This is a genomic window from Pseudomonas berkeleyensis (genome assembly GCF_014109765.1).
Taxonomy (GTDB): domain Bacteria; phylum Pseudomonadota; class Gammaproteobacteria; order Pseudomonadales; family Pseudomonadaceae; genus Aquipseudomonas; species Aquipseudomonas berkeleyensis.
On sequence record NZ_CP059139.1, the window covers coordinates 2,129,230 to 2,145,738 of the forward strand.

General features: G+C 62.0%; 18 protein-coding genes. All 18 read left to right on the forward strand.

Annotated features, from left to right (window positions below; all coding sequences use genetic code 11):
• The first annotated feature begins 186 nt into the window (after nucleotides 1–186).
• Nucleotides 187–1,401 (forward strand): sensor histidine kinase, encoded by a 1,215-nt coding sequence (locus HS968_RS09940; protein WP_119691790.1) that lies wholly within the window; start codon nucleotides 187–189, stop codon nucleotides 1,399–1,401.
• A 3-nt stretch (nucleotides 1,402–1,404) separates the two neighbouring features.
• On the forward strand, nucleotides 1,405–2,820 hold the full coding sequence (gene fleR, locus HS968_RS09945; RefSeq protein WP_182371127.1) for a sigma-54-dependent response regulator transcription factor FleR: 1,416 nt from the start codon (nucleotides 1,405–1,407) through the stop codon (nucleotides 2,818–2,820).
• 239 nt (nucleotides 2,821–3,059) lie between these two features.
• Nucleotides 3,060–3,389 (forward strand): flagellar hook-basal body complex protein FliE, encoded by a 330-nt coding sequence (fliE, locus tag HS968_RS09950; protein ID WP_106739866.1) that lies wholly within the window; start codon nucleotides 3,060–3,062, stop codon nucleotides 3,387–3,389.
• Between the two features lie 10 nt (nucleotides 3,390–3,399).
• A complete protein-coding gene (gene fliF, locus HS968_RS09955) occupies nucleotides 3,400–5,184 on the forward strand; it encodes a flagellar basal-body MS-ring/collar protein FliF (RefSeq protein WP_182371128.1) in 1,785 nt (594 codons plus the stop codon).
• On the forward strand, nucleotides 5,177–6,193 hold the full coding sequence (gene fliG, locus HS968_RS09960; RefSeq protein ID WP_106739871.1) for a flagellar motor switch protein FliG: 1,017 nt from the start codon (nucleotides 5,177–5,179) through the stop codon (nucleotides 6,191–6,193). Before fliF ends, fliG begins: the two co-directional genes overlap by 8 nt.
• 10 nt (nucleotides 6,194–6,203) lie before the next feature.
• Nucleotides 6,204–6,998: a flagellar assembly protein FliH gene (fliH, locus tag HS968_RS09965; protein WP_182371129.1), complete on the forward strand. Its 795-nt coding sequence runs from the start codon at nucleotides 6,204–6,206 to the stop codon at nucleotides 6,996–6,998.
• Complete coding sequence (gene fliI, locus HS968_RS09970) at nucleotides 6,988–8,334, forward strand: flagellar protein export ATPase FliI (protein ID WP_182371130.1); 1,347 nt, start codon at nucleotides 6,988–6,990, stop codon at nucleotides 8,332–8,334. Before fliH ends, fliI begins: the two co-directional genes overlap by 11 nt.
• A gap of 70 nt (nucleotides 8,335–8,404) precedes the next feature.
• Entirely contained in the window at nucleotides 8,405–8,854 is a 450-nt protein-coding gene (gene fliJ / locus HS968_RS09975; protein ID WP_119691785.1) for a flagellar export protein FliJ, read from the forward strand.
• An 83-nt stretch (nucleotides 8,855–8,937) separates the two neighbouring features.
• Nucleotides 8,938–9,243, forward strand: coding sequence for an STAS domain-containing protein (locus HS968_RS09980; RefSeq protein WP_182371131.1), 306 nt, complete (start codon nucleotides 8,938–8,940; stop codon nucleotides 9,241–9,243).
• 2 nt (nucleotides 9,244–9,245) lie between these two features.
• Nucleotides 9,246–10,934 (forward strand): fused response regulator/phosphatase, encoded by a 1,689-nt coding sequence (locus HS968_RS09985; protein ID WP_119691783.1) that lies wholly within the window; start codon nucleotides 9,246–9,248, stop codon nucleotides 10,932–10,934.
• Between the two features lie 82 nt (nucleotides 10,935–11,016).
• Complete coding sequence (locus HS968_RS09990; protein ID WP_106739885.1) at nucleotides 11,017–11,370, forward strand: Hpt domain-containing protein; 354 nt, start codon at nucleotides 11,017–11,019, stop codon at nucleotides 11,368–11,370.
• Between the two features lie 77 nt (nucleotides 11,371–11,447).
• Nucleotides 11,448–12,665, forward strand: coding sequence for a flagellar hook-length control protein FliK (locus HS968_RS09995; protein WP_182371132.1), 1,218 nt, complete (start codon nucleotides 11,448–11,450; stop codon nucleotides 12,663–12,665).
• A gap of 285 nt (nucleotides 12,666–12,950) precedes the next feature.
• Nucleotides 12,951–13,469: a flagellar basal body-associated protein FliL gene (fliL, locus tag HS968_RS10000; RefSeq protein WP_119691781.1), complete on the forward strand. Its 519-nt coding sequence runs from the start codon at nucleotides 12,951–12,953 to the stop codon at nucleotides 13,467–13,469.
• A gap of 13 nt (nucleotides 13,470–13,482) precedes the next feature.
• Nucleotides 13,483–14,454 (forward strand): flagellar motor switch protein FliM, encoded by a 972-nt coding sequence (gene fliM / locus HS968_RS10005; protein WP_119691780.1) that lies wholly within the window; start codon nucleotides 13,483–13,485, stop codon nucleotides 14,452–14,454.
• A 71-nt stretch (nucleotides 14,455–14,525) separates the two neighbouring features.
• Nucleotides 14,526–15,002, forward strand: coding sequence for a flagellar motor switch protein FliN (gene fliN / locus HS968_RS10010; RefSeq protein WP_106739896.1), 477 nt, complete (start codon nucleotides 14,526–14,528; stop codon nucleotides 15,000–15,002).
• 2 nt (nucleotides 15,003–15,004) lie between these two features.
• A complete protein-coding gene (gene fliO / locus HS968_RS10015) occupies nucleotides 15,005–15,436 on the forward strand; it encodes a flagellar biosynthetic protein FliO (protein WP_182371133.1) in 432 nt (143 codons plus the stop codon).
• The gene (fliP, locus tag HS968_RS10020; RefSeq protein ID WP_119691778.1) at nucleotides 15,436–16,221 is read left to right on the forward strand and encodes a flagellar type III secretion system pore protein FliP; all 786 of its coding nucleotides are present in this window, start codon (nucleotides 15,436–15,438) and stop codon (nucleotides 16,219–16,221) included. The genes fliO and fliP overlap by 1 nt, the downstream gene beginning before the upstream one ends.
• An 11-nt stretch (nucleotides 16,222–16,232) precedes the next feature.
• The gene (fliQ, locus tag HS968_RS10025; RefSeq protein WP_119691777.1) at nucleotides 16,233–16,502 is read left to right on the forward strand and encodes a flagellar biosynthesis protein FliQ; all 270 of its coding nucleotides are present in this window, start codon (nucleotides 16,233–16,235) and stop codon (nucleotides 16,500–16,502) included.
• The last annotated feature ends 7 nt before the right edge of the window (nucleotides 16,503–16,509 follow it).

The following is a 16,509-nucleotide window of genomic DNA, read 5'->3' on the forward strand; positions in this document are numbered from 1 at the left end:
CCGTAGATCTGGTGCGCTCTGCGCATCCTACGGGGGAATGGCCAAACAAAAAGCCGGAGCTTTGACGCAAGCTCCGGCTTTGTTTTTTCAAGCTATTGAAAAATAAGCATAAAAAAGTAGGCACGGGTATTGCTAAAGCTCTTGTATCCGACCGTCTTCTGACGGTGCGTCATGCGAGAGAAGCAGATGGCAGCCAACCTTCGTCCCTCCGAGTCAGCCGAGCCAAGCGTTTCGGCCCCCCTCGAACAAGCCAGTCGTGCCGGGCTGGAGCAGGCTTTTGCCCTGTTCAATCAGATGTCCAGCCAGCTCAGCGAGTCCTACAGTTTGCTCGAGGCGCGAGTCAATGAGCTGAAGGGGCAATTGGCGCTGGTCAGTGCTCAGCGTATGCAGGAGCTGGCGGAGAAGGAACGTCTGGCTCACCGCCTGCAAAGTTTGCTGGATCTGCTGCCCGGTGGGGTGATCGTCATCGATGGTCAGGGCGTGGTGCGTGAGGCCAACCCCGTGGCCCGGGCGCTGCTCGGGCAGCCATTGGTTGGCATGCTCTGGCGCCAGGTGATTGCTCGCAACTTCGCGCCGCGTGAAGACGATGGTCACGAAATCTCCATGCGTGACGGCCGTCGTTTATCCATTGCCACCCGTTCCCTGCATGGAGAGCCGGGGCAGCTCGTGCTTTTGACTGATCTGACAGAAACCCGTCGCCTGCAGGATCAGCTGTCTCGCCATGAACGCCTCTCTGCCCTGGGGCGCATGGTTGCCTCCCTTGCGCATCAGATTCGTACGCCTCTCTCTGCTGCGCTGCTCTATGCCAGTCATCTGAACGAGCAGGTGCTGCCTGCCGAACAGCAGCAGCGCTTTGCTGGCCGTTTGAAGGAGCGTCTGCACGAGCTGGAAAACCAGGTGCGCGACATGCTGATCTTTGCTCGGGGCGAACTGCCGCTGCCGGATCGTTTGTCGCCGGTGGTGCTGTTCGATGCCTTGCGTGCTGCTGCCGAGGCTCACGTGGGCGATATGGCCGTGCGCTGGCAGTGCGATGTGCGTGACGGCGAGCTGCTGTGCAACCGCGACACCTTGGTCGGCACGGTGCTCAATCTGATCGACAACGCCATTCAGGCCTCTGGGCGCGATGCGCGCCTGAAGATCCATCTGTATCGCCGCGCTAACCAGTTGCGCCTGTGCGTCAGTGACAACGGGCCAGGGATGGACAAGGAAACCCTGGCACGTCTGGGCGAACCCTTCTTTACCACCAAGACCACCGGAACCGGTCTCGGCCTAGCCGTGGTCAAGGCAGTGGCGCGCGCTCATCAGGGCCAACTGCTGCTGCAATCGCGCGCGGGTCGTGGAACCTGCGCCATCGTTTCTCTGCCGCTGCTCGATGCAGCGCCTCATTCGAATCAGGAGTAACCCATGGCTGCCAAAGTCCTGCTGGTTGAAGACGATCGCGCCTTGCGCGAAGCCCTGGCCGATACGCTGTGCCTGGGAGGGCATGATTATCGGGCTGTCGATTGTGCCGAGGCGGCACTGGTCGCGCTGACCGAGGAGCCTTTTGGGTTGGTGGTCAGCGACGTCAACATGCCAGGCATGGACGGACATCAGTTGCTGGCGCAGATTCGCAGCCGTTACCCGCAACTGCCGGTGTTGTTGATGACGGCTTTTGGCGCGGTCGAGCGTGCGGTGGATGCCATTCGCCAGGGGGCTGCCGATTACCTGGTCAAGCCATTCGAGCCGCGTACGCTGCTCGAACTGGTGGCCAAGCATGCGCTTGGAAAGTTGACGGCAGGCGATCGTGACGGCCCGGTGGCGCTTGAGCCGGCCAGCGTGCAATTGTTGGAATTGGCAGCCCGTGTGGCGCAGAGCGATTCGACGGTGATGATTACCGGTGAGTCCGGTACCGGCAAGGAAGTGCTGGCGCGCTATATCCATCAGCAGTCGCCGCGGGCATCCGGCCCATTTATCGCCATCAACTGCGCGGCGATTCCCGACAACATGCTTGAGGCCACGCTGTTCGGTCATGAGAAAGGGGCCTTCACCGGGGCCGTCACCGCTCAGCCGGGCAAGTTCGAACTGGCCGATGGCGGCACCATTCTGCTCGACGAGATTTCTGAAATGCCGCTGGGGCTGCAGGCCAAGTTGCTGCGTGTGCTGCAAGAGCGTGAAGTGGAGCGGGTGGGTGCGCGCAAGCCGATCAATCTGGACATTCGCGTGCTGGCGACCAGCAACCGTGATCTGGCCAGTGAAGTGGCGGCCGGGCGTTTCCGCGAGGATCTGTATTATCGCCTGTCGGTATTCCCGTTGGCCTGGAGGCCGTTGCGTGAGCGTCCTGCCGACATTCTGCCGCTGGCCGAGCGACTGCTGGCCAAGCACGTCAAAAAAATGAATCAGGCTCAAGTAAGACTTTCTGCGTCCGCCGCGCAGAGCCTGGTGCAACATCAATGGCCGGGCAACGTGCGTGAATTGGATAACGCCATTCAGCGCGCATTGATCCTGCAGCAGGGTGGGGTGATTCAGGCACAGGATCTCTGCCTGCATGCGCCCATCGGTCAGACGGTGCAGAGTGCGGCGCCGCGTCTGGCCGTGGTGTCTAGTGTCACGCCGCCTCTGCCGCAGGTTGTCGAGTCGCCGAATGCCGTTGATTCCGGCGCGCTGGGCGAGGATCTTCGGCGTCGTGAATTCCAGGTGATCATCGATACCTTGCGTGCCGAACGTGGGCGTCGCAAGGAGGCCGCCGAGCGTCTGGGCATCAGTCCGCGCACCCTGCGTTACAAGCTGGCGCAGATGCGTGATGCCGGCATGGATGTCGAGGCTTATCTCTACGCCAGTTGAAGCGTTTCAACGGCGTCGTCGTGACCTGTCAGGGGCGGCGCTCCATGGCGATTCCTGTTTACGATGCACACGGCACACCCTGCGGATGCCCTATCCGTAGGGGGCGCTGTGCGCACCGACTATGACGACTAGAGCTCTGGTCGTGCGCGTTCTGCGCTCTTTCTCATATTCTGGCACCCTTGTTGCAGATACCCCTGCATAGCGCCGCTAGCGTCAAAAAGCGGGCAGTGGAGGAAGTCATGAGCCAAGGTGTCGAATTCAATCGCTTGATGCTGGAAATGCGTTCCATGCAGGCTGAGGCCATGGCGCGTCAGAAACCTGCTGTGAGCGAGCCAGTGCAAGGGGCGCCGAGTTTCTCGGAAATGCTCGGCCAAGCGGTGAACAACGTCAATGAGACCCAGCAGGCTTCCAATAAACTGGCTACCGCTTTCGAGATGGGGCAGAGCGGGGTCGATCTGACCGACGTGATGATCGCCTCGCAGAAAGCCAGCGTATCCTTTCAGGCCATGACCCAGGTGCGTAACAAGCTGGTTCAGGCGTATCAAGACATCATGCAGATGCCGGTCTGAGGATTGATTCATGGCTGAAGCAGCAGTAGCAAACGTACCGGCTAAAGCCGCCTCTGGCGAGCCCAAGGGGCCGCTGTTCGGGTTGAGCTTTCTGGAGAACCTCGCCGAGATGTCGGTGCTGCGTCAGCTCGGTCTGCTGGTTGGCCTGGCGGCCAGCGTGGCGATCGGTTTTGCCGTGGTGCTCTGGTCGCAGCAGCCGGACTACCGCCCGCTGTATGGCAGCCTCAATGGCATGGATGCGACTCAGGTGGTGGACACCCTGACCACCTCCGGCATCGACTACACCATCGAACCCAACTCCGGCGCATTGCTGGTCAAGGCCGACGACCTGGCTCGGGCGCGTATGCGTCTGGCTGCTGCCGGCGTGGCGCCGACCGACACCAGCGTCGGCTTCGAGATTCTCGACCGTGAGCAGGGCCTGGGTACCAGCCAGTTCATGGAGGCGACCCGTTATCGCCGCGGCCTCGAAGGCGAGCTTGCACGTACGGTGGCCAGCCTCAACAACGTCAAGGCTGCGCGCGTGCACCTGGCCATGCCCAAGGCATCGGTCTTCGTGCGTGACGAGCGCAAGCCCAGCGCCTCGGTACTGGTGGAGCTCTACCCGGGCCGCAACCTGGAACCGAGTCAGGTGATGGCCATCGTCAATCTGGTGGCGACCAGCGTGCCGGAGTTGGACAAGGGCCAGGTCACCGTCGTCGACCAGAAGGGCAATCTGCTGTCCGATCAGCAGGAGCTGTCCGAGCTGACCATGGCCGGCAAGCAGTTCGACTACACCCGCCGCATGGAAACCCTGTTCACACAGCGCGTGCACAACATTCTGCAGCCGGTGCTGGGTACTGGCCGCTACAAGGCAGAAGTCTCCGCCGACGTCGATTTCAGCGCGGTGGAGTCCACCTCCGAGATGTTCAATCCGGATCAACCAGCGCTGCGCAGCGAGCAACAGGTCAACGAGCAGCGCCAGAGCAGCCTGCCGCCGCAAGGCGTCCCCGGCGCGCTGTCCAACCAGCCGCCAGGCCCGGCTGCCGCTCCGCAGCAGGCTGCTGGCGCCGCACCACCTGCTGGGCCTATCGCCGCCGGCCAACCGCTGGTCGATGCCAATGGCCAGCAGATCATGGATCCGGCGACTGGTCAGCCGATGCTGGCACCGTATCCGGCGGACAAGCGTGAGCAATCCACCCGCAACTTCGAACTGGATCGCTCCATCAGCTACACCCGTCAGCAGCAGGGCCGTTTGCGTCGCCTGTCGGTTGCGGTGGTCGTGGATGATCAGGTGCGTGTCGATCCGGCCACTGGCGAGTCCAGCCGAGTGCCATGGACTGCCGATGACCTGGCGCGCTTCACCCGCTTGGTGCAGGATTCGGTGGGCTTCGATGCCAGCCGTGGCGACAGCGTCAGCGTGATCAACACCGCGTTCACCGCTTCGCTGGGCGAGGAAATTCCGGACATTCCGTTCTATACCCAGCCCTGGTTCTGGGACATCGTCAAGCAAGTGCTCGGCGTACTGTTCATCCTGGTGCTGGTATTCGGCGTGCTGCGCCCGGTGCTCAACAACATTACCGGTGGTGGCCGCGGCAAGGATCTGGCAGGTTCTGGTGATGTAGAGCTGGGTGAGATGGGTGGTCTGGGTGGCGAGCTCTCCGATGATCGGGTCAGCCTCGGCGGTCCGCAGAGCATCATGTTGCCCAGCCCCAGTGAGGGGTATGATGCACAACTGAACGCTATCAAGAGTCTGGTAGCGGAAGATCCTGGCCGCGTCGCGCAGGTCGTGAAAGAGTGGATCAACGCCGATGAGTGACAACCGTACCGCTACCAAGCTGAACAAGGTCGACAAGGCCGCCATTCTCTTGCTGTCGCTCGGTGAGACCGACGCCGCCCAGGTGTTGCGTCACCTCGGGCCGAAGGAAGTGCAGCGAGTCGGCGTGGCCATGGCCGGCATGCGCAACATCCACCGCGAACAGGTGGAGCAGGTGATGGCCGAATTCGTCGATATCGTCGGCGACCAGACCAGCCTGGGCGTCGGTGCCGATGGCTATATCCGCAAGATGCTCACCCAGGCATTGGGCGAGGACAAGGCCGGCAACCTGATCGACCGTATTCTGCTTGGCGGCAGCACCAGCGGCCTGGACAGCCTCAAGTGGATGGAGCCGCGTGCCGTTGCCGACGTGATTCGCTACGAGCACCCGCAGATCCAGGCCATCGTCGTCGCCTACCTCGATCCGGATCAGGCCGGCGAAGTGCTCAGCCATTTCGATCACAAGGTGCGCCTGGACATCATCCTGCGCGTGTCTTCGCTCAACACCGTGCAGCCATCCGCGCTCAAGGAATTGAACCAGATCCTCGAGAAACAGTTCTCCGGCAGTGCCAACACCACGCGGGCCTCGATGGGCGGTGTGAAGCGTGCGGCGGACATCATGAACTTCCTCGACAGCTCGGTTGAGGGTCAGTTGATGGACTCGATCCGCGAAGTGGACGAAGACCTGTCGACGCAGATCGAGGATCTGATGTTCGTCTTCGACAACCTGGCCGACGTCGACGACCGGGGCATCCAGGCGCTGCTGCGCGAGGTCTCTTCCGAAGTGCTGGTGCTGGCGCTCAAGGGCGCCGACGAAGCTATCAAGGACAAGGTATTCAAGAACATGTCCAAGCGCGCGGCCGAACTGTTGCGCGACGATCTGGAGGCCAAGGGCCCGGTACGTGTCAGCGACGTCGAGACTGCACAGAAGGAAATCCTCACCATCGCCCGCCGCATGGCCGAAGCCGGAGAGATCGTGCTCGGCGGCAAGGGCGGCGAAGAGATGGTCTAGGAGCTGACCCATGGCTGCCAAGGAGCCGGAAAGCGAGCTGATTCGCGCCAAGGATCTCGGCATGTTCGACCGCTGGGCGCTGCCCAGCTTCGACGAGCCAGGTGCCGAGCCGGTAGAGGTCGAAGAGGTGCCGGCCGAGCCGGCCGCCACTCCCGTCGAACCTGAGCAAACCGGGCAAATCGAGGAAGTCGCGCTCGAGGACGTCAAGCCGCTGACGCTCGATGAGCTCGAAGCCATTCGCCAGGACGCCTACAACGAAGGTTTTGCCACCGGCGAGAAAGATGGCTTCCACGCTGGCCAGATCAAGGCCAAGCAAGAGGCCGACGCGGCCCTGGCGGTCAAGGTCAATGGCCTGGAAAAGCTCATGACGCAGTTGCTCGATCCCATCGCCGACCAGGATCAGCAGCTGGAGGTCGCTCTGGTAAATCTGGTCAGCCACATGGCGCGTGAGGTCATTCAGCGCGAGCTGAGCACCGACTCCAGCCAGATCCGCCAGGTATTGCGCGAGGCGCTCAAGCTGCTGCCGATGGGCGCGGGCAACGTGCGCATTCAGATCAATCCGCAAGACTTCGAAACCGTCAAGGCACTGCGCGAGCGCCATGAAGAGAACTGGCGCATTCTCGAGGATGAGAGCCTGCTGCCGGGCGGTTGTCGCATCGAGGCAGAACACAGCCAGATCGATGCCAGTGTCGAAACCCGCATGGCCCAAGCGCTCAAACAGTTGTTCGAGCAGCAGCGGGCGCAGATCACCGAGCCGCCGGAGGCGGACATCAGCCTGGATCTGGACAACCCCGATGCGCATTGATCGCGTGAGTTTCGCCCGGCGCCTGGAGGGCTACAGCGACGCGATCAGCCTACCCAGTCAGCCGATACTCGAAGGGCGCTTGTTGCGCATGGTCGGTCTGACCCTGGAGGCCGAAGGACTGCGCGCTGCCATCGGCAGCCGTTGTCTGGTGATCAACAGCGACAGCTATCACCCGGTGCAGGTGGAAGCCGAAGTCATGGGCTTTTCCGGTGGCAAGATCTACCTGATGCCGGTCGGCAGCCTGGCCGGTATTGCGCCGGGTGCACGTGTGGTGCCATTGCCAGACGCCGGGCGTTTACCCATGGGCATGACCATGTTGGGGCGGGTGCTCGACGGCGCCGGCCGCGCGCTGGATGGCAAGGGCGGCATGAAGGCCGAAGATTGGGTGCCGATGGATGGGCCGGCTATCAACCCGCTCAATCGTGATCCCATCAGCCAGCCACTGGATGTTGGCATTCGCTCGATCAACGGCCTGCTGACCGTGGGGCGTGGCCAGCGCCTGGGCCTGTTCGCCGGTACCGGCGTGGGCAAGTCGGTGCTGCTGGGCATGATGACTCGCTTTACCGAGGCCGAGATCATCGTGGTCGGCCTGATCGGCGAGCGGGGCCGTGAGGTCAAGGAGTTCATCGACGAGATTCTCGGCGAGGAAGGCCTCAAGCGCTCCGTGGTCGTGGCGTCGCCTGCCGACGATGCGCCGCTCATGCGCCTGCGCGCGGCGCAATACTGCACACGCATCGCCGAATACTTTCGCGACAAGGGCAAGAACGTCCTGCTGCTGATGGATTCGTTGACCCGCTATGCCCAGGCTCAGCGGGAGATCGCCCTGGCCATCGGCGAGCCGCCCGCGACCAAGGGCTATCCACCTTCGGTATTCGCCAAGCTGCCCAAGCTGGTGGAACGTGCCGGTAACGCCGAGGCCGGCGGCGGGTCGATCACTGCGTTCTACACCGTGCTCAGTGAGGGGGATGACCAGCAGGATCCCATCGCCGACGCCGCACGCGGCGTACTCGACGGGCACTTCGTATTGTCGCGGCGTCTAGCTGAAGAGGGGCATTACCCGGCCATCGACATCGAATCCTCCATCAGTCGGGTGATGCCGCAGGTGGTGCCGCCCGAGCAGTTGAAACAGGCGCAGCGCTTCAAGCAGTTGTGGGCACGGTATCAGCAAAGTCGCGACCTGATCAGCGTCGGTGCCTATGTGCCTGGCGGCGATGCTGATACCGATCTGGCCATTGCCCGTCAGCCGGTGATGGCGCAATACCTGCGCCAGGGGCTCAGTGAAAGTGTTGGGATGGCGCAAAGTCGCGATCAACTGGCCGGGGTGTTGGGGCAGTGATCTGCGGCCGTAGGGCGGATAACACCCGCTGGGGCGATCTGACGGGCTGCCCCCGCCTATCGAGGTGCGGATGAGCCTGAGTCGCGCCAAGCGTCTGCAACCAGTCGTCGATATGGCGGAAAAGGCCGAGCGAGAGGCTGCGCGCCAGATGGGACACTGCCAGGGGCTGGTTGGCCAGGCTGAGGCCAAGCTGGGCGAGCTGGAGCGTTTTCGCGGTGATTACCAGCAGCAATGGATCAGCGAAGGCAGCAAGGGCGTATCCGGGCAGTGGCTGATGAACTACCAACGTTTCCTTTCACAACTGGAAACGGCCGTCGCCCAGCAGCAGCAGAGCATCGAATGGCATCGTGCCAACCTGGAGAAGGTTCGCGCCATCTGGCAGCAACGATATGCGCGTCTGGAGGGGCTGCGTAAGTTGGTGCAACGCTACATAACCGAGGCGCGGCTGGCCGAGGACAAACGGGAGCAGAAGCTGCTCGATGAGCTGGCGCAACGCCTGACAGACCGCGGCGAACCCTGATAGCAGTTGTCTCGCTTTCTGCCAAATGCTACACCTTGAGCGTAAGCCGACTAATCCGGCAAGGTCTCGACTAAGGAGCAGACATGGCCATCACCTCGCAACCGTCCGCAGACGGGCAAGAGCTGACCATCGTGATTCGAGGGCGATTCGATTTCGCCTCTCACCAGGAGTTTCGCGACGCCTACGAACGCATCAACATCACACCGAAGCGTTATCAGGTTGACCTGCAGGACACCAGCTATTTGGACAGCTCGGCATTAGGCATGCTCCTGTTGCTGCGTGATCACGCCGGTGGTGATGCGGCACAGATTCGCCTGCTCAATTGCAGCAGCGATGTACGCAAGATCCTGGCGATTTCCAACTTCGAGCAACTGTTTCAGATCAGTTGAGCATGCCTGAGCGCCTGTCGATCCTGATCGCCGAGGACAACGCGGCCGACCGCATGCTGCTGTCCACCATCGTCAGCCGCCAGGGGCATCGTGTGCTCACCGCCAGCAACGGCCTGGAAGCCGTTGCATTGTTCGAGCAGGAGCGTCCGCAACTGGTGTTGATGGATGCTCTGATGCCGGTAATGGACGGCTTCGAGGCAGCGCGCAGGATCAAGCAACAGGCCGGCGAGGCGTTGGTGCCGATCATCTTTCTTACCTCGTTGACCGAAGGTGAAGCGCTGGTTCGCTGCCTGGAGGCCGGTGGTGACGATTTTCTCGCCAAGCCCTACAACCGCGTGATACTCGAAGCCAAGATCGGCGCCATGGATCGTCTGCGTCGCTTGCAGGACACGGTGCTGCAGCAGCGTGACCTGATCGCCCGGCACAACGAGCACCTGCTGCGCGAGCAGCGTGTGGCCAAGGCGGTATTCGACAAGGTGGCGCATTCCGGTTGTCTGAATGCCCCGAATATTCGTTATCTGCAATCGCCCTACGCGCTGTTCAACGGCGATTTGCTGCTGGCTGCCTACAAGCCCTCGGGCGGCATGCACGTGATGCTCGGCGACTTCACCGGCCATGGTCTGCCGGCGGCAATTGGCGCCATGCCGCTGGCCGAGGTGTTCTATGGCATGACCGCCAAGGGTCATGCCCTGGCCGAGATTCTTCGCGAGATCAACGCCAAGCTCAAACGCATCCTGCCGGTCGGCGTGTTCTGCTGCGCCACCTTGCTCAATATCAGTAGCAAGCGCGGGCTGCTGGAGGTATGGAACGGCGGGCTGCCCGATGGGCACCTGCTGCATGGTGATGGGCGACCTCGCCAGGCGCTGGTGTCGCGCCACTTGCCGCTGGGCATTCTTGAGCCCGCAGCGTTCAGCGACCGCTGCGAGATTTATCCGCTGACGACTGGCGATCGTATCTTCCTGCTCAGCGATGGCGTGCTGGAGGCCACCAATCAGCAGGGTGAGTTGTTTGGTGAAGCTCGCTTGCTGGCCTTGCTCGATGCCAATCGCCAACCGCAGGCCCTGTTCGAGGAAATCCAGCAGGCGTTGGTAGCGTTTCGCGGTGAGCAGCAGGACGACGTCAGCATGCTTCAGGTCGGCCTCGCCGAGGATGACGAGCATCCTCGGCCGCTTGCCTTCGCCGATAGCGGCCACAGCAGCCCGCTGGACTGGTCGGCGAGTTTCGAATTCCGTGCGCAGAGCCTGCGTCACTTCAATCCCTTGCCGTTCCTGCTGCAGTTACTGCTGGATGTGCAGGCGCTCAGGCCGCGTGGCGGAGAGCTCTACACGGTGCTGGCCGAGCTGTACTCCAATGCGCTGGAACATGGCGTGATGGGCCTGGACTCGTCACTCAAACAGGATGCCAGCGGGTTTGCCGAGTACTATCGAGAGCGGCGCCTGCGCCTGGCGGCGTTGACCGATGGCTATGTGCGTTTTCATCTGCAGATGCTGCCGGAGGCGGGTGGTGGTCGCCTGATCGTACGGGTCGAGGACAGTGGCCCAGGCTTCGATCCGGCAAGCCTCCTCACGTCTCAGGACGAAGCGCTGTGTGGGCGTGGCCTGACGCTGGTGCGTGAGCTCAGCGATGGATTCCAGGGCTGGCCTGACGGGCAGGGCGTCAGCGTGGAGTTTTGTTGGGCCGCTGAGGCATAATGTGCAGGTTCTGTCTCGGGCTCAGCCGCATTGCTCGTGCTGAAGCCAGAGCAGGCATCGTTGTCGTTCAGGGAGTTTCTCGGTGTCCGATATCCATCTCGACGATGCCGTCCTGGCTGCCCTGCAGGACGTCATGGAAGACGAATACCCCATTCTGCTCGATACCTTCGTAGCAGATTCCGAAGAGCGCCTGCGTCTTCTGCATCAGGCCGAAGCTGAAGGTGACGCGCAAGGACTGCGCCTGGCTGCGCATAGCTTCAAGGGCAGCTGCAGCAACATGGGGGCGGTGATGCTCGCTGGTCTGTGCAAGCAGCTCGAAGATGCCGGCCGACGTGAGACTCTGGAACTGGCACCCGCGTTGATCGAGCAGATCGAGCGCGAGTTCGCCATCGTCCGCATCCTGTTCAAATCCGAGCGCCAGCGTTACCGCGTCTGAGCCTTCACTCGCGTTTTGCCCGACTTGGCCCATCCTTTGCTCTGATACCGTCACGACCCAATAGACGGAGAGCGTCCATGTCCGCGTTGCCCGACATACGCCTACAGGCCACGCCTGAGGTGAAGAGCAAAGCGCAGCCACCCGCCAAAACGCAGGAGCCCAGCAGGAACGGGGCTTCGAGCTTTGCCGAGGTGTATGCCAAAGAGCGTCAGAGCAAACCTGGCGAGCGCGCCAATGGCTCTGCACAAAACAATCAGGAGCCGGCAAAGCCCGCGGCCGACTCCCCCGGTACTGCCGCCGAGGAGGCGGATGTTGCCGCCTCCGGCAATTCCTTGCCGACCGATGAGCGGGCTCCTGAAGCCATCGATCCGCTGCTGGCCATGGCGTTGGGCGGGATCCAGCCGCAGCCTGAGGAGGCGCCGCCTACCGAGGATGCTCTGGAAGCGCCAGCGCTGATCATCAGTGGTCTTGCCAATAACGTGACAGATGAGCCAGAGCCGGTACTGGAGGACGAATCACTCGATCCTATGGCCATGCTCAAGCAACTGCCGGAAGAGGACAGCAAGGCGCAAGTGGCTCAGGAGAGCGTGAGCAAGAATTCGCGTGCGAACAGCACCGACTTCGCTGCTGCAATGGCGGCCATGGGCAAGGGCGAGGAGAAGACCAAGGCCAGCGACGAGGTGAGCCTGGAGTTGCCACTCGATGACTTGGCCAAGGACGCGCTGGAAAGTCTCAAGGACAGCGTACAACCGACCCGTCCCGATCAATTCGTCAGCAAGCTCAACGCGTTGACCCAGGCGCTCAACCAGCAGACCACGGCGGCGCCTCGCTTGCCGTTGGTGCCGGGTCAGCCGGTGCCCATGCATCAAGGGGGCTGGAGCGAGGCGGTGGTCGATCGCGTTATGTGGTTGTCCAGCCAGAACCTCAAGTCGGCCGAGATCCAGCTTGATCCGGCAGAGCTGGGGCGCCTCGAGGTGCGGGTGAACCTGTCCCAGGATCAGGCCCAGGTGACCTTTGCCAGTCCCAACGCCGGTGTACGTGAAGCACTGGAAGGGCAGATGCATCGGCTGCGCGAGCTGTTCGCCCAGCAGGGCATGAACCTGGCTGACGCCAACGTCTCCGATCAGTCACTCAATCGTGGCTGGCAGGGACAGGGACAAGGTGAGGGCGGCCGTGGTGGTGCGGGTTCTGCCGACGGGCGCCTGGCTGCCGATGAGGCGTTGCCAGGCGTACATCAGGAGGTTCGCAGCGAGCACCTGAGCTCGGGGCGTGGTCTGGTCGACTACTACGCCTGAAGCGCTGTGAGGCGGGTGATTGACGTGCCACCCACCTCGGCTGCCGGTGAGGATTGAGCCACACATGAAGCGCTCGATCCCCGCTGGTCGGTGTTACTCCGCTAGACTTGTATTCGCCCGGGTGGTCGATAGGCCGCCTGGGCGAATGCATTTTGGGTGACAGCAAGGGCGCGGCCCTGTTAAATCCGCAGCCCAGAGTTAGACAAGCCTGCTCATATGCTGGCATAACACTTGCTCTTAACCCTTTGAAAGCGGAAAGAACTCCGACAGTGACGGATTATTGGCATGGCTAAGAAAGAAGCAGCACCGGCCGCCGACGGGCAGCCGGCTGGCAAGAGCAAACTCAAGCTCATCATCCTCATCGTTGTGGGCTTGCTTTTGGCTATCGGCCTGTCCATCGGCGGCACCTGGTTCATTCTCAGCAAGGGTGACAAGACTGAAGAGGCCAAGCCGGCAGAAGCGGCCAGCGCGACGCCAGTGCGGCAGCCCGCGATATACCAGGATCTGCAGCCGGCCTTCGTGGTCAATTTCAATTACCAGAACCGTACCCGCTATCTGCAGGTGAGCATGGCTCTGATGAGTCGCGATGCCGCTGGCATGGAGAAGCTCAAGGTACACATGCCGGTGCTGCGTAACCGTCTGGTGATGTTGCTCTCCGGCCAGGATTTCGCAGCCCTGCAGACCCCCTTGGGCAAGGAGATGCTCCTGCAGCAGGCATTGGCCAGCGTGCAGGAACTGGCCCAGACGGAAACCGGCAGCACCGTGGTCGAGCAGGTGCTGTTCACCAACTTCGTTTTGCAGTAGCCGGGAGCTGAACATGGCCGTGCAGGATCTGCTTTCCCAGGACGAAATCGATGCGCTGTTGCATGGCGTCGATGACGGTCTGGTCGAGACCGAAGACGCCGCGGAACCCGGTAGCGTCAAGCAATATGACCTGACCAGCCAGGATCGTATCGTCCGTGGGCGCATGCCGACCCTGGAGATGATCAACGAGCGTTTTGCCCGTTACACCCGCATCAGCATGTTCAACCTGCTGCGCCGTTCGGCTGACGTGGCGGTCGGCGGTGTGCAGGTGATGAAGTTCGGCGAGTACGTTCACTCGCTCTACGTACCGACCAGCCTCAACCTGGTGAAGATGAAGCCGCTGCGTGGCACCGGCCTGTTCATTCTCGACGCCAAGCTGGTGTTCAAGCTGGTGGACAACTTCTTCGGCGGCGATGGGCGCCATGCCAAGATCGAAGGCCGTGAATTCACCCCGACCGAGCTGCGCGTGGTGCGCATGGTGCTCGACCAGGCCTTCGTCGACCTGCGCGAAGCCTGGCATGCGGTGATGGACATCCACTTCGAGTACGTCAACTCCGAGGTCAACCCGGCGCTGGCCAACATCGTCAGCCCCAGCGAAGTGGTGGTGGTGTCCACCTTCCACATCGAGCTCGATGGTGGCGGTGGCGACCTGCACATCACCATGCCTTACTCGATGATCGAGCCGATCCGCGAGATGCTCGATGCCGGTTTCCAGTCCGACGTCGACGATCAGGACGAGCGTTGGATCAAGGCGCTGCGCGAGGACATCCTCGACGTCAGCGTACCGCTGGGCGCCACCGTGGCGCGTCGGCAGTTGAAGCTGCGTGACATTCTGCATATGCAGCCGGGCGACGTGATTCCGGTCGAGTTACCGGAGAACGTGGTCATGCGCGCCAATGGCGTACCGACTTTCAAGGTCAAGCTGGGCGCCCACAAGGGTAATCTGGCGCTGCAAGTGCTCGAACCGATCGAACGCCAGCGCTGAGACGCTGGTAACTCCAAGAGGGCCATTGGGCTCAATGCGAACGAATAGCTGAAGCCAGGCGAGGAAAGACGATGGCAGATGAAGAAAACACCTCCCCCGAGGAGCAGGCGCTGGCCGATGAGTGGGCGGCCGCGCTGGCCGAGGCGGGCGATGCCGACCAGGACGATATCGATGCCATGCTGGCCGGGCAGAGCGCTGCTCAGCCGGCAGCACCTGCGGCGCCGCGAGCGCCGATGGAAGAGTTCGGCAGCGCACCGCCTGCCATGAGCCTCCCCGTGAACCTGGAGGGGCCCAACCTGGATGTGATTCTGGACATTCCGGTGTCCATCTCCATGGAAGTGGGCAACACCGATATCACCATCCGCAACCTGCTGCAGCTCAATCAGGGTTCGGTGATCGAACTGGATCGCCTGGCGGGTGAGCCGCTCGATGTGCTGGTCAATGGCACGCTGATCGCCCACGGTGAAGTGGTGGTGGTCAACGAGAAGTTCGGCATCCGTCTCACCGACGTGATCAGCCCCAGCGAACGTATCAAGAAGCTGCGCTGATCATGGCTCGATTTTTCGCATTGCTGCTGGCGCTGCCGGGTGCCGTACTGGCCGCCGAACCTGCCGGCAAGGCCGCCACGCCGATGGCGGGCAGCGACATCGCCGGCCAGCTCGGCCAATTGCTGCTTGGCCTGTTGCTGGTAATCGGCCTGATCTTTCTGCTGGCCTGGCTGCTGCGCCGTGTGCAGCAACTGAACCCGCGGGGCGGGCAGGTGATCAAGCTGCTCTCGACCCAGGCGCTCGGCCCGCGTGATCGTCTGGTGCTGGTGCAGGTGGGCAACGAGCAAATTCTGCTGGGTCTATCCGCCGGACGCATCACGCCGCTGCACGTGCTCAAGGAGCCGGTGCACCTGGCCGATGCCGAACCGGCCACGCCGGAGTTCGCCCAGCGCCTGATGGAGCTGCTGGGCAAGGATCAGAAGGACAAATCCTGATGCTGCGTTTGTTGCTGGTGGTAGTGCTCAGCCTGGCCGCTTCATTGGCTTTTGCCGAAGACCCACCGACAGGCAGTTCGCTGATCCAGCAGGGCAACAGCCCGTTGTCGATCCCAGCGATCACGCTGTCCACCGATGCGCAAGGTCAGCAGGAGTATTCGGTCAGCCTGCAGATTCTGCTGATCATGACCGCGCTGAGCTTCATCCCGGCGTTCGTCATGCTGATGACCAGCTTTACCCGGATCATCATCGTCTTTTCCATCCTGCGTCAGGCCCTGGGCCTGCAGCAGACGCCGTCGAACCAAATTCTGGTCGGCCTGGCCCTGTTCCTGACCATGTTCATCATGGCGCCGATCTTCGATCGGATTAATACCAGTGCGCTGCAGCCGTACCTCAATGAGGAGATCGTCGCGCAGGAGGCCTTGAAGCGGGCCGAGGTGCCCATTCGCGACTTCATGCTGGCACAGACCCGTGAGAGCGATCTGGCGCTGTTCGTGCGCCTGTCCAAGCGCACTGATCTGGCTGGTGTCGAAGACGTACCCTTGACCATTCTGGTGCCGGCCTTCGTGACCTCGGAGCTGAAGACGGCGTTCCAGATCGGCTTCATGATCTTCATCCCGTTTCTGATCATCGACATGGTGGTCGCCAGTATCCTCATGGCGATGGGCATGATGATGCTCTCGCCCCTGATCATTTCCTTGCCGTTCAAGATCATGCTGTTCGTACTGGTCGACGGCTGGGCGCTGATCATGGGCACCCTGGCCGCCAGTTTCGGCACGATATAGCGAGGCTCACGATGACTCCCGAGGTGGCAGTTGACCTGTTTCGCGAAGCGCTCTGGCTGATCGTGGTGATCGTCGGCCTGGCGGTGGTACCGAGCCTATTGGTGGGCCTGGTGGTCGCCATGTTCCAGGCCGCTACACAGATCAACGAACAGACGTTGAGTTTTCTGCCGCGCCTGATGGTGATGCTGATCACCCTGATCTGGGCCGGCCCCTGGCTGGTGAGCCAGCTGATGGAGTACACCCAGACGCTGATTCAGAACATTCCGTACCTCATAGGTTGAGGGGCAG

Bases quoted from the DNA above. Each gene is read 5' to 3' on its own strand.
- HS968_RS09995 (WP_182371132.1), top strand. From the start codon at position 11,448: ATGTCCGCGTTGCCCGACATACGCCTACAGGCCACGCCTGAGGTGAAG.
- fliN (WP_106739896.1), top strand. From the start codon at position 14,526: ATGGCAGATGAAGAAAACACCTCCCCCGAGGAGCAGGCGCTGGCCGAT.
- HS968_RS09980 (WP_182371131.1), top strand. From the start codon at position 8,938: ATGGCCATCACCTCGCAACCGTCCGCAGACGGGCAAGAGCTGACCATC.
- fliO (WP_182371133.1), top strand. From the start codon at position 15,005: ATGGCTCGATTTTTCGCATTGCTGCTGGCGCTGCCGGGTGCCGTACTG.
- fliG (WP_106739871.1), top strand. From the start codon at position 5,177: ATGAGTGACAACCGTACCGCTACCAAGCTGAACAAGGTCGACAAGGCC.
- fliH (WP_182371129.1), top strand. From the start codon at position 6,204: ATGGCTGCCAAGGAGCCGGAAAGCGAGCTGATTCGCGCCAAGGATCTC.
- fliQ (WP_119691777.1), top strand. From the start codon at position 16,233: ATGACTCCCGAGGTGGCAGTTGACCTGTTTCGCGAAGCGCTCTGGCTG.
- HS968_RS09940 (WP_119691790.1), top strand. From the start codon at position 187: ATGGCAGCCAACCTTCGTCCCTCCGAGTCAGCCGAGCCAAGCGTTTCG.
- fliF (WP_182371128.1), top strand. From the start codon at position 3,400: ATGGCTGAAGCAGCAGTAGCAAACGTACCGGCTAAAGCCGCCTCTGGC.
- fliE (WP_106739866.1), top strand. From the start codon at position 3,060: ATGAGCCAAGGTGTCGAATTCAATCGCTTGATGCTGGAAATGCGTTCC.
- fliJ (WP_119691785.1), top strand. From the start codon at position 8,405: ATGAGCCTGAGTCGCGCCAAGCGTCTGCAACCAGTCGTCGATATGGCG.
- fleR (WP_182371127.1), top strand. From the start codon at position 1,405: ATGGCTGCCAAAGTCCTGCTGGTTGAAGACGATCGCGCCTTGCGCGAA.
- fliP (WP_119691778.1), top strand. From the start codon at position 15,436: ATGCTGCGTTTGTTGCTGGTGGTAGTGCTCAGCCTGGCCGCTTCATTG.
- HS968_RS09985 (WP_119691783.1), top strand. From the start codon at position 9,246: ATGCCTGAGCGCCTGTCGATCCTGATCGCCGAGGACAACGCGGCCGAC.
- fliM (WP_119691780.1), top strand. From the start codon at position 13,483: ATGGCCGTGCAGGATCTGCTTTCCCAGGACGAAATCGATGCGCTGTTG.
- fliI (WP_182371130.1), top strand. From the start codon at position 6,988: ATGCGCATTGATCGCGTGAGTTTCGCCCGGCGCCTGGAGGGCTACAGC.
- fliL (WP_119691781.1), top strand. From the start codon at position 12,951: ATGGCTAAGAAAGAAGCAGCACCGGCCGCCGACGGGCAGCCGGCTGGC.